This window comes from Massilia sp. W12 (assembly GCF_037300705.1).
Taxonomy (GTDB): Bacteria; Pseudomonadota; Gammaproteobacteria; order Burkholderiales; family Burkholderiaceae_D; genus JACPVY01.
This window is the reverse complement of the sequence record NZ_CP147776.1, coordinates 122,490-134,538: the sequence shown is the minus strand read 5'-3', so window position 1 is coordinate 134,538 and position 12,049 is coordinate 122,490. Positions and strand designations below refer to the sequence as shown.

General features: G+C 58.6%; 9 protein-coding genes. 5 read left to right on the top strand and 4 right to left on the bottom strand.

Going from position 1 to position 12,049, the window contains the following annotated elements; genetic code table 11:
* Positions 1-5: 5 nt before the first annotated feature.
* Entirely contained in the window at positions 6-1,400 is a 1,395-nt protein-coding gene (locus V8J88_RS00610; protein WP_338847205.1) for a TolC family outer membrane protein, read from the bottom strand.
* Between the two features lie 469 nt (positions 1,401-1,869).
* On the opposite strand from V8J88_RS00610, the gene V8J88_RS00605 reads away from it, so the two are divergent.
* The 3 genes from V8J88_RS00605 to V8J88_RS00595 all read left to right on the top strand — a co-directional run bounded on the left by V8J88_RS00605 (position 1,870) and on the right by V8J88_RS00595 (position 3,422).
* Complete coding sequence (locus V8J88_RS00605) at positions 1,870-2,706, top strand: efflux RND transporter periplasmic adaptor subunit (RefSeq protein WP_338847204.1); 837 nt, start codon at positions 1,870-1,872, stop codon at positions 2,704-2,706.
* Positions 2,707-2,791: 85 nt separating this feature from the next.
* The gene (locus V8J88_RS00600; protein ID WP_338847203.1) at positions 2,792-3,055 is read left to right on the top strand and encodes a RebB family R body protein; all 264 of its coding nucleotides are present in this window, start codon (positions 2,792-2,794) and stop codon (positions 3,053-3,055) included.
* Between the two features lie 151 nt (positions 3,056-3,206).
* Positions 3,207-3,422 (top strand): hypothetical protein, encoded by a 216-nt coding sequence (locus V8J88_RS00595; RefSeq protein WP_338847202.1) that lies wholly within the window; start codon positions 3,207-3,209, stop codon positions 3,420-3,422.
* A 335-nt stretch (positions 3,423-3,757) separates the two neighbouring features.
* On the opposite strand, the gene V8J88_RS00590 is transcribed toward V8J88_RS00595, so the two are convergent.
* On the bottom strand, positions 3,758-4,249 hold the full coding sequence (locus V8J88_RS00590; protein ID WP_338847201.1) for an Hsp20/alpha crystallin family protein: 492 nt from the start codon (positions 4,247-4,249) through the stop codon (positions 3,758-3,760).
* A 281-nt stretch (positions 4,250-4,530) separates the two neighbouring features.
* On the opposite strand from V8J88_RS00590, the gene V8J88_RS00585 reads away from it, so the two are divergent.
* Together V8J88_RS00585 and V8J88_RS00580 are read left to right on the top strand one after the other, a co-directional pair.
* Positions 4,531-7,014 (top strand): prolyl oligopeptidase family serine peptidase, encoded by a 2,484-nt coding sequence (locus V8J88_RS00585; RefSeq protein WP_338847200.1) that lies wholly within the window; start codon positions 4,531-4,533, stop codon positions 7,012-7,014.
* A complete protein-coding gene (locus V8J88_RS00580) occupies positions 7,011-7,877 on the top strand; it encodes a sulfotransferase domain-containing protein (protein WP_338847199.1) in 867 nt (288 codons plus the stop codon). Before V8J88_RS00585 ends, V8J88_RS00580 begins: the two co-directional genes overlap by 4 nt.
* Positions 7,878-7,948: 71 nt before the next feature.
* On the opposite strand, the gene V8J88_RS00575 is transcribed toward V8J88_RS00580, so the two are convergent.
* Positions 7,949-9,886 carry a S9 family peptidase gene (locus V8J88_RS00575; protein WP_338847197.1) on the bottom strand — a complete coding sequence of 646 codons (1,938 nt, stop codon included), beginning with the start codon at positions 9,884-9,886 and terminating at the stop codon, positions 7,949-7,951.
* Complete coding sequence (locus tag V8J88_RS00570) at positions 9,883-11,928, bottom strand: S9 family peptidase (protein WP_338847196.1); 2,046 nt, start codon at positions 11,926-11,928, stop codon at positions 9,883-9,885. The genes V8J88_RS00575 and V8J88_RS00570 overlap by 4 nt, the downstream gene beginning before the upstream one ends.
* Positions 11,929-12,049 lie beyond the last annotated feature (121 nt).

Below are 12,049 nucleotides of genomic sequence, written 5' to 3'. Positions count from 1 at the left end.
TCCTGTTAGCGCACGCCAGCGGCGAGCGTATTGCGGCCAGGGATCAACCAGCGCTCCAAAGCGTGCAAATCACTGTCTTGCAATAAGCCGGCCAGCGCCTTCAACTTCAAATAGCTGGTCACCTGGTCGTAGCGTGCTTTTTGCAATTCGCGCAAACTGTTGTACAACTGTTGCTGCGCTTGCAAGACATCCTGTCCCGATTTCAAACCGGTGGCCTGGCCGGTGTTGGCGGCTTTTAACATCTCAGTCCAATAGCGCACCCCTTGCTGGGCGGCGTTTTCACGCGCATTGCTGGCGTTCCACTGATTCCAGGCCTGGCGCGTATTTAAGCGCGCCTGGCGCTGCGCCGCTTCGAGTTCGCTTTCCGCTTTGCTGCGCGCCGCCAGCGCTTCGCGCACGCGCGAATTCACGCTGCCGGCGGCAAACAGCGGGATATTCAATTGAAAGCCGAAACTGCGCTGCCGCACATCGGAGCCATTCTGTCCCGGAAAACCGCCCGCTTCCTGCTGGGTGCGTGACAGGGTGGCGACAAAATCCAGCGTCGGCTCATGTCCGGCGCGCTGCTTGCGCACTTCTTCCAGCGCCGCCAGCACGCCCTGACGCGCGGCCTGCGCCTGCGGGCTGCTCTGATTGGCGATATCCAGCCATTCGCGCATTTGCGCCTGCTTCAATTCCGGCGCCTTGTATTCATCCGCCAGCATGGGCGGCTGCAGATTGGCCGGCAGCGGCCCGGTGACTTGCTCCAAAGCCGCCAGGCGCACCTCATAGTCGGCTTGCGCCGCGCTCCAATCCGCCTCGGCCTGGCGCAAATGCATGCGCGCTTCCTCGGTCTGCAAATTGGAGGTCAGCCCGGTTTTTTCACCGCGTTCGGCTTGCGCCATTTGGAATTCAGATAACTGCAATTGCGCTTGCGCCGCTAATTGCCCATCGCGCGCCAGCATCCAGTCAAACCAGGCTTGCGCCAGACGCACCAATAAATCCTGTTCCGCTGCCAGGGTTTGATATTGCGCCTGGTTGAATGTGGCTTTGGCTTGCGTCACCGCCGCGCGGTTGGCCGTGCGCCAGACCGGCTGATTGATATTCAGCTGTACGCTATTGCTTTCGTAATTGTCATATGCAGCTGGAAACGGCGAATTGCGGGTAATGTATTTACGCCGGTTGTCATTCGCATTGGCGCTGATATTGGCCTGCGGCAGCAAGGCCGCCTTGGCCTGTTTCAAGCGCTCATCCATGGCGCTTTGCGCAGCTTGCGCAGCTTGCCAGGAAGGGTCGCCGGCGCGCGCCATCTGCAGCGCCTCGCTGATGCGCAATTGCTGCGCATGTCCCGCCTGGCAGCTGATCAACAAGGCGCAGGCAAGTAAGCGCGCCAGACGCGTGGTGGGCAGAGTAAATTGCGACAAGCTTGACTCCTGTTCTTCAGGGCATAGGCGTGCTTGAAAAGGGGCGCCGTAGCCTATGGTTCGTGCGACGGGAGGTGCTGCGCTGCCTGACGCGCTGGCGCAGGGCGCCTGCCACGCCTGCCGGCCTCAAAAATATCCATGTATGCCGGGGAAAATCTTTTGCATTTTACGTCATTTGTCTTCCACCACAATAGCGTATCTTGTGCATGGGGTCACATTTGTTTTTGCCGGATTTTCCTTGCTCTGGCCTGCTGCTTGCGCATATGATGAATTCTCACTGCCAGTGCAGGCTGTCGTTTTGTCCGGGATTGTTGTGCGCCCTTTTTTAAGCAATGGCGACGCGGCAAGCGCGCCAATCCGGAAATACTGTGGTGAAACGGCTTTAAGCGCGCATCCGTTTGGCGCGATGGCGCGGCTTTGCGCGCGCCTGAAGTCGCCCCCGCAAGAAATAACAAGATATGAGCAAAGTATGAAAACAAAATTGTGTTTGCTGGCAAGCTTAGGCATGGTTGCCGCACCGATTTCCGCTGCAGCAGTGTTTGATTGTCTGATTGAGCCGGCGCAAACGGTGGATATCGCCTCACCAGTCACAGGTTTGCTGGAAAAAGTGCATGTCAAGCGCGGCGAGCGCATCAGCCAGGGACAAGTGCTGGCCAGCCTGGAAGCGCGCGCCGAGAGCGCCGCCACTGCGCTGGCTTTGTACAAATCGCAAATGCAAGGCCCGGGCAAGAGTGCGGAGAGCAAACTCGAATTCGCCAAAAAGAAATTCACGCGCAAGCGCGATATGCAAAGCAGCAATTACCTGTCGGCGCAAGAACGCGATGACGCCGAAGGCGAGATGAAGCAGGCGGAAGCGGAAGTCTTATTGGCCAAAGAAAACCGCGAACAAGCCAAATTGGAATGGCAGCAGCAAAGCAGCCTGCTGAATTTGCGCACCATCCGCAGCCCGTTTTCCGGCGTGGTGACAGATCAATTGCTGTATCCGGGTGAAATTGTGGAACCGTCTTCCGGCTCGCAAAAAAAGCCGATTTTGCGCATCGCCCAGATTGATCCATTGCGCATTCATGTGATTTTGCCGCTGGCCGCCTTTGGCAAGGTGAAGGCCGGCATGAAGGTGCAAGTCAGCCCGGAAGCCCCGCTCACCGGCCAATACAGCGCCACCGTTAAACTGCTGGATAAGGTGATTGACGCCGCTTCGGGCAGCTTTGCGGTGTATGCCGAAATGCCCAATCCCAAGCATGAAATTCCTTCCGGCGTGAAGTGTCGCGCCGATTTGCCGTTCACGCTGGACGCGCCGAAAAAGTGATACTTGCGCGGCGCTGCCGGGCTTCTATACTGAAGTCCGGACGCCGCAAGCCGGCATGCTCAGTTCTTCCTGAAAGGAGTGCAGAATGGCTTTCCCCACCGCAGTCAATAATCAAATCACCGACGCCGTTACGCAAGCCAATGTCAAAGTGCTGGGCGAGGCGCCGGCCATGGCGATGGGCGACATTTATCAATCGCTGGCCCATTCCATCGGTTTGAGCATGCAAAACGCAGTGCAGTCGCAGCAGCAACAGCAGATGTTGTCGCAAGCAGCGTCCACCATGGGACTGCTGCAATTGTATGGCATGAATGAGGGGCAGCCGGCGATTACGGTGTTGCGCAAGCATTAGCCGCAAGACTGCGCAAGCACACGTCGTTACCGCTATTTGCATGCCTGTGTATGCAAATGGCGCCAAGCGGCTGCACCTGATAACGGAATAACTATCCGCGTGCAGAACACAATTATTTCAGGTGGTCATTCAGTCGCCGAGGCGCCGAACCTTGCAACCGTTCGTACTCGGCCTGTCGAAGGACATGGTTGATCATGGAAAACCGTGGTTCGACAAGCTCACCACGAACGGCTCTAAACCAAAACCGTGGTTCGACAAGCACTGTGAAACTGCGCCCCGCTTCGCATACAAAGCCGGATTATCGGCGCAACGGCTGAATAGATACGGTTGCAGCATCTATTCTGAGAACTTGCTGCAAGGTATTTAAAACTCTGCAAGCCATCTTGTTTATCCCTTGCACTCATTCCTTTTTTGAGCCAGCGCTGTCAGATGCAGGATTATCGCTACGCTCAACCCTGTCTGCTCTGATGGCCTGAATTCGGCTGAATAGTCGCCACTTATTTTATCAATCAGAGAAAGCATTTATTCAAATTCAACGGTTTTCTATTGAACCGTGAATTGAAATAAAAAGCGGCAGGCTTGCGCCTGCCGCAACATACCATTTCATTCATGCCCCTGTGTTATTTGCATAAATCTCCTTTCATCTGAGCTGCGCTTTACTGCATTATTGCGCCATTTGACTGCGGCGCTTTCCGGCCATCATTACAGCACTTGCAAGCGGCGCGCCAGTTTCGGCTTGTGTTTCGGCAACACCAATTCCAGCACCCCATCCTGATATTTGGCTTGCGCCTGTTCCTGATCGATTTCTTCAGGCAACTGCAGGCGGCGCGTCCATTTTCCGCTATAGCGCTCCGACAGCAGCGGACGCAGCGCCGGCGCACTTTGCTGTGCTTGCGCTTCTGCATTTTGCGCATTTTCCTGCGCTGTTTGCCCCGCCGCCTGTTTTGCGCCGTGCGCTGTCAACACCAATTGCTTGCCTTCAATTTCGATTTGAATATCTTCTTTTTTCACACCCGGCAATTCCGCCCACAACAGATATTCCGTATCAGTTTCCGCCACATCCATGCGGATTAAACGCACTTCCTCAACCGCAGCGCGGGTTTTGCAATTCGCTTCATAATTACGTGGACGCAGCATATTATTCAAAACCTGATCAAATAAATCCACTGCATCATAACGGGTTGCAACTGTCATTTTGGCCTCCTGTGCCGGTGATTATCGTTTCTGCGGGCAAAACGCCGCCCTTGGCGCTTGCCACTTCCATAAAAAACCTGTGAAATCTTTACAGTTCTGCGCTGCTGTTTTGATGCTGCGCCGTCTGCCTGAATCGAATATGTGGCAGGCTGCGGCATTTTCAATGGCGGAAAAAAACACGGGAATGTAACAAATTGCAACACAAACGCATATGCCATGCGTAGGGGAACTTCGCTTACAATCGACAATCTTCCGCTGATTCCAGACACTTCCACATGCCTATGAAAACCACCATCCTCAGCAGCAGCCTGGCCCTGATCCTGGCCTTTCATGTCCCCGCCTATCTGAACAGCGCGCATGCCGCCAACGCGGCGCCGGCCAAAAATCTCAGCGGCTACCAGCAACCCTCTGAAGCCTTGCGCGCGATTGCCGACGCGCCGCGCCAGCCATTGATGTATTTAAGTCCCAAGCGCGATTTGAGCGCGCTGGTGCAGCGCCCTGCCCTGCCCTCGATTGCCCAGGTGGCGCAAGTGGAATTGAAGTTGGCCGGTTTGCGCATCCATCCGCGCAATTATTCCGCCAGCCGCTATATGTTTGGCAAAGATATCTGGCTGGTGGACAACGCCAGCGGGGCCGAAATCAAGATCAGCGGTTTGCCGGCCAGGCTGGCGGTGGCGGAGCTGGAATGGTCGCCCGACCAGCGCCATATCGCCTTCACCCATGTGCATGCGGAAGGGGTGGAATTATGGTTGATTGATGTCGCCAGGCGTCAGGCGCGCCGCGCCTCGCCGTATTTCTTGAACACGGTGCAATCCAACGGTTTCACCTGGCTGCCGGACAGCCAGCATCTGGCCCTGCTGCTGCGCCCGCCGCGCGCCGGCAATCCGCCGCCAAAGAGCACCGTCCCGAGCGGCCCGAATGTGCAGGAAAGCCTGGGGCGGCAGCGCAGTCAGATGCGCACCATTCCTGATTTGCTGAAAGACGAGGGCGACGCCGCCCTGTTTGAACATTACACCACGGTGCAGCTGGCGATTGCCGATCTGCAGGGCGGCAGCCGGCTGCTGGGCGGGCCGGATCAATTCACTTCTGTCCGTCCCTCGCCGGATGGCAAATTTCTGCTCACCAGCAGCTTGCAAAAACCCTGGTCATATCTGGTTCCGGCCTATTATTTCAGCGAGCGTTTCGAGGTGCGCGATATGCAAGGCAAGCTGACGCACCTGCTCGGCAGCAATCCATTGCAGGAAACCGTGCCCGCCGGGGTGGATGCGGAACGGAATGGCATGCGCAATGTGCGCTGGCGCGCGGATGCGCCGGCCACCCTGAGCTGGGTGGCGACGCTGGATGAGGGTGACCCGGAGCGCAAAGTGGAACAGCGCGAAGTCCTGTACAGCCTGGCCGCGCCGTTTACCGGCAAAGCGCAGGAATTGGGCCGTTTCGCTTTTCGCATCCAGCATGTGCTGTGGGGCGATGACAATCTGGCGCTGGTTGCCGAAAGCTGGCGCAAAACCCGCCGCGAAAAAGTATGGCGCATCGCTCCGAATAGTAAACAGGCGGCGGAATTGCTGTTCGATTTGAACAGCGAAGACCGCTACGCCGATCCGGGCGAGCCGGTGCTGAGCCAGGATGAACGCGGACAGCAACGCCTCTTGATGGCCGACGCCAACAGCATCTGGCTGCACGGCAACGGCGCCTCACCGCAAGGCGACCGTCCCTTCCTTGACCGCTTTGACTTGCGCAGCAAGAAAACAGAACGCGTCTTCCAAAGCACGCCGCCGTTTTATGAAAAAGTGCATGGCCTGCTCGACAAACAGGGACAGCAACTGATCATCAGCCGGGAAGCGCCGCAGCTGCAGCCGAATTACCACCTGCGCAAAGCGGACGGCAAATTGCAGGCCCTGACCAGCTTCCCGCATCCATATCCGCACATGGCTGGCGTGAGCAAAGAAAAAATCCATTACAAGCGCAAGGACGGGGTGGATTTGAGCGGCGATTTATACCTGCCCGCAGGCTATGACGCCAAGCGCGACGGCCCCTTGCCGATCTTGTTGTGGGCCTATCCGCATGAATTCAAATCCGCCAAGGCCGCCAGCCAGGTGCAAGGCTCGCCCTACCGCTTCAATAACATCAGCGTGGGCGGCCCGCTGCCGTTTTTGAGCATGGGTTTTGCCGTGCTTGACCATCCCGCCATGCCGATCATCGGCGAAGGCGAAAAAGAGCCGAATGACACCTTCCTGCCGCAATTGATTGCAAACGCGGAAGCGGCGCTTGACGCCGCAGTGGCCATGGGGGTGGCGCGGCGCGACCAGGCGGCGGTTGGCGGCCACTCTTATGGCGCGTTCATGACCGCCAATCTGTTGGCTCATACACGCCTGTTCAAAGCGGGCTTGGCGCGCAGCGGCGCGTATAACCGCAGTCTGACCCCGTTCGGCTTCCAGTATGAAGAGCGCAATTTCTGGCAAGCGCGCGAGGTATATCACACCATGTCGCCGTTTGAATACGCACACAAGATTGAAGACGCCTTATTGCTGGTGCATGGCGAGCAGGACAATAACGCCGGCACCTTTCCGATGCAAAGCGAACGCATGTTCCAAGCCATGCGCGGTCTGGGCAAGCGGGCGCGACTGGTGATGCTGCCAAATGAAAGCCATGGCTACCGCGCGCGTGAATCGGTTTTGCATATGCTGTATGAAAGCGAGAACTGGCTCAATGCCTGGGTCAAAAACCCGCCCAAGCCGGAAGCCAAAAATGGGGAGAACAAACCATGATGCCAGCGCAGCGGCCGCGCACGCTGGAGGAAGTGCACGCGCGTGGTAAATTTTTCGCCACTGAGGCCGGGCTGGCTGCCGGCCTCTCCTACCGCGCGCGCGCCAGCGATGTGTTCATCGTCACGCCGCCCAAATGCGGCACGACCTGGGTGCAACAGATCGTGCATGGTTTGCGCAGCGGCGGCGATATGTCATTTGATGAAATCACGCGCGTTGTGCCATGGCTGGAGATGGCGCACGATATGCGCCTGCCGCTCGGGCAGGCGTTCCAGCCGCAAGCCTTCAAAACCCATTACCCGCTGCCGCATTTGCCGCAGGGCGGCAAGTACATCATTGTGTTGCGCGATCCGGGCGCCAGCCTGGTGTCGCATTGGCGCTTTCTGTCCGGCTGGATGTTTGAGCCGGACAGCATCAGCCTGGAGCAATACGCGCGCGACCGCATCCGCCACGGCAGAAATTGGTATCGCCACGCGCAAGCCGCGCTCGCGCAAAGAGACCCGTCCCGCAATTTGCTGCTGTTTTATGAAGACTTGCTGGAAGATCTGGCCGGCGCGGTGCGCAAGATTGCACACTTGATGGGAATAGGTCTGAATGCGGAACTGCTGGCCACCGTGCTGCATCAATCGAGCCGCGAATTCATGCTGCAACACGCAGATAAATTCAACGACCATCTGGTGCAAAGCACGCGCAATCCGGCCATGGGCTTGCCCGCGCACGGAGCGGCGGCGAAGGTCAGGCCGCAACAAAACGGGCCTGAGCTGCCCGCCGCCGTACAGCAGGAATTAGCTGCAGTCTGGCAAGAGGAAATGGCAGGCCTGGGCTACCGCGATTACGCCGCACTGCGCGCAAGCTGCCGGACTTAGCAAGATCGGCGGCAGGCTGGCTGCGCTGACAACGACCACATTCTGGCCGTTGTCCGCAGGAAAAGACAGGCTCAGTCAGGCAGATTCTCAATCTGCACCGGCGTCACCACATCCGCCAGAGTGAAACCAAACACCTTGGCGTAAAAGTACAGCTCGGCTTCCCAGGCGCGCTCAATCGTCGCGGCCTGGCGGAAGCCATGTCCCTCGCCGGCAAAGCTGAGATACGCCACCGGCACGCCTTTCTGGCGCAAAGCCTGCACCATGGTTTCTGATTGCGAAGGCGGCACCACTTTATCATCCAGACCTTGCAGGAAAATCATGGGGCGCTTGAGTTTATCGACATGGTGCACTGGCGAGCGCTGCAGATAGATTTGCTGCGCCTGTTCGCGCGGGCCGATCAGATAGGCGTTGTAATGCGATTCAAATTTATGCGAATCCGCATCCAGCGCCGCCAGATCCGATACGCCATAGATGCTGGCGCCGGCTTTAAACACATCGTAAAACGCCAAAGCGCACAAGGTGGTGAAACCGCCCGCGCTGCCGCCGCGAATCACCAAGCGTTGCGCATCGACCAAGCCTTGCTGCGCCAGATATTGCGCGCCGGCCACGCAGTCCTGCACATCGACCACGCCCCATTGCCCTTGCAGCAAATCGCGATATGCACGGCCAAAGCCGCTGCTGCCGCCGTAATTCACATCCAGCACAGCAAAGCCGCGACTGGTCCAGAATTGGATAGGCAGACGTAAATTGCTGCTGGCCATGCCGGTCGGGCCGCCGTGGATGAACACCAGCAAGGGCGGCAACTCGCCCGCCGGGGCTTGATAATCATCATTTTTCGGCGCGTAAAACATGGCGTGCGCGGTGCGTCCATGACTTGGATAGCTGATGCTGCGCGGACGTGACAGATAGCTCGCCGGCGGCAGCTCGGCAATGCTGGAAGCCAGCACCCGCACATTGCGGCTGGCCAGATCCAGGCAGGCGACTTGCAGCGGAATGGTGGGACTGGCGGCGACCAGCGCCACCTGCTCGCCGCAGACCGCCAATTCATGGATGTCGGTATAGTCCAGCGGCAAAGCCTGCATACTCCAGTTACCGGCCTCATCCGCCTGCAACAGGGCCAGATGGCTATCGCCGTTTTCGATATAGCTGGCGACAATCCGCGCGCTATCCACAAAGCCATACATCCACTCGCCAAAAGTCCAATGCGGCGCGCCGAATTCGGCCTCGCGCGGGCACAGCGCATGCGCCGCGCCCTGCGCGTCGAGGCGGTATAAATTCCACCAGCCGCTGCGATCGGAGACAAAGAACAACTCGCCCTGCGGCGACCATTCCGGCTGGCAAATCGATTCCTGAGCGCCGCCGGCGACGCAGCGCAGATTCTGCAAAGCGCCATCCGCCGCAAAATCGGCCAGCCATAATTGCGTGCCCTGCCACGGCATGCGCGGATGATCCCAGCTTAAAAAAGCCAGCTGCCGGCCATCCGGCGAGAGGCGCGGGGAAGAATAGAAATCATGTCCCTGCGCCAGCACGCTTTGCGCGCCCGAGCCATCCAGCGCCAGGCTGCACAAGGTGTTGGCCGGTTGCAGATCGGATTGCGCATGGTCTTCGCGCACGCCGATAATGCGCGCGCGCTGCGCATCATGAATGAAATCGGCGTAACGCTGGGTGCTGGCGTTGCCTAAGGCGAGCACCTGTCCCGCAAATGGCTGCAGGTGCAATTGATGATCGGCAAAATGGGAAAACACCACAAATTCAGAGGTCGCCAGATAAGCCCCGCCGCCGTATTCGTGCACCCGGCTGCGGACATTGAATGGCAGCGGGGTGATTTCCTCCTGCGGTGCAGCGCCGGCGCGCAGCAGCGTATTGCGCCCGCCTTCGCTGGCGCGGCCTTCCAGCCAATATACATCCGTCCCCACTACCCGCACCGAAGACAGGCTGCGCGCGCCTTGCGCCACGCGGGCGGCGGAAATCGGCGAACGCCATTCGCCGTAGGGTTTGATTTCGCTCATTGCGACAACTCCTGCGCTTTTAAATGGCGCTGTAAAAATTCAAAAATAAAGCCATACCAGGCAATCGTGTTTTTCGGCTTGGCGATCCAATGTCCCTCATCCGGGAAAATCACCATTTCCGATTCGACGCCGTGATATTGCAAGGCTTCAAACAGGGCTTGCGCTTCTTGCACCGGCACGCGGTAGTCTTTGTCACCGTGAATAATCAAGGTCGGGCTGCGCCAGTTGGCCACATGGGCCGCCGGCGAATAGCGTTCATATTCCGGGCCGCGCGCAAACGGCGCGCCGCCCATCGTCAGATACCAATAGGCCGGATCATCCACCGTGGTGGCGAAGGTGCGCATATCGTACACGCTGGCGTGTGTCACCAGGCAGGAGAAGCGCCCGGTTTGGGTACCGATCCAATTCGTCATATAGCCGCCAAACGAGCCGCCCATGGCGGCGATGCGCTGGTGATCGATTTCGACATGCTGGCTGACAGCATTCAAGACCGCAATCAGATCGCGATAGCACTGCGCGCCCCATTGATTATTCCATATGCCATCGACAAATTCCTGGCCGAAGCCGGTCGAGCCGCGCGGATTCGGCAAAATCACCGCATAGCCCTGGGCCAACGCCAGCAGCGGATTCCAGCGCCAATGCCAGGTGTCCTGCCAGGCATTGATCGGGCCGCCGTGAATCCACATCAGCGCCGGGCAGGGATACACCCCATGCGGCGGCAATAACAGCCAATATTGAATGCGGCTGCCATCTTCGGCATAGGCGTGCAATTTGCGCACTTCAAATTTCGCCGGGGTGAAACCGGACATGAGGTGCGGCAAATCCAGGGTGCGGCTGTCATTGCACGCCAGCTGAAACACTTCCGGCGGATGGCGCAGCGAAGAGCGCAAGCCGACCAGCATTTCGCGCCGCACATCAAAATGCAAATCGCTGTGGCTGCCATGCTGGGTCATGCAAACCACATCGCCGGAGCCGAGTTCGAGCGCGAAAATCGCCACTTCGCCCTGCTCTTCCGCACTGACAAACAAACTCTTGCCATCGTCATGCCAGGCTGCAGGTTGCGGCCAGGCGTCCCATTCTGGAGCCAGCCGGCGGCTGTCGCCGCTCTCCAGATCCAGCAAGTGCAAGCTGCGGCGCGGCGCATATTGCATGCTGCGCGTTTCCTGGCAATACGCCAGCGCTTTGCCATCCGGTGAAAAGAGGGGGTGCTCGACTTGTATGCAATCGTGCACCGCATACAAACGCTGACCGATGGCGCGGGTGTCGCGGTCGAGCGTGAAAATCATCAGCGAACTGTCACGATAGCGATCTGGCGCCAGGCGCGACCAGGTGATGGCGATTTGCGCGCCATCCGCGCTGATATCAAATTCGGCATGTTCCAGCGCGCGCACGCCCTGCGCATCCAGATCCGGGGTCAAATCGCGCACATCTGCGCCATCCTGATCCGCCACCAGCAAATGCGGCGCCGTCGCGCCCAGCCAGTGGTCCCAATGGCGCACCGGCATGCTGCGGTAATGTAAAGCGCTGGGGCCGTGTTCACGCCGCTTTTTCATTTCATCGCGCTGCTGGTCGCGTTCGACGCCAGGCCAATGCGGCGCCAGCATGGCCATGGTCTCAGCATTGCGCGCAAACTTGAAGGCCAGCACGCCCAAAGGCTCATCGCTGATGCGCAGCGGCATGCCGCCATGCGGCGGCAGGAGCCAGATCTGGCGCCGTTGCGCATCGCAACTTTCGGGGCTTTCCCCGTCGCGCCGATCGCTCAAAAACGCCAATCCGCCATCGCTGCGGAAAGCCGGCTGACTGTCGCGGCAATCGCCATTGGTGAGTTGCAGCGGCTTGCCTTTGCCATCCAGCGGCACGCGCCACAGATGGCAGACATAATGCCCGCCATCCGCATGCAGGCGCTCCAGTGCGACGGCAGCCCAGCGCCCGCAAGGGCTTAAGGCCAGATTTTGCGCACGTTGCAATTGTGTTAATTGTTCAGGGGTGAAGCCTGGCAGGCTGATCGCCTCTTGTTGCGGGGTGGGTGATGGGCTGGGCATGGGCGAAAATGTATGCGGTGGGTAAAATCACGGACGGTATGCCGTAAAAACGCATATGTTAATCCTGAATTGTGCATTGAGGCCAAGCCAAATCTGTAATTCTGCGCAGATTTTGCCAGCT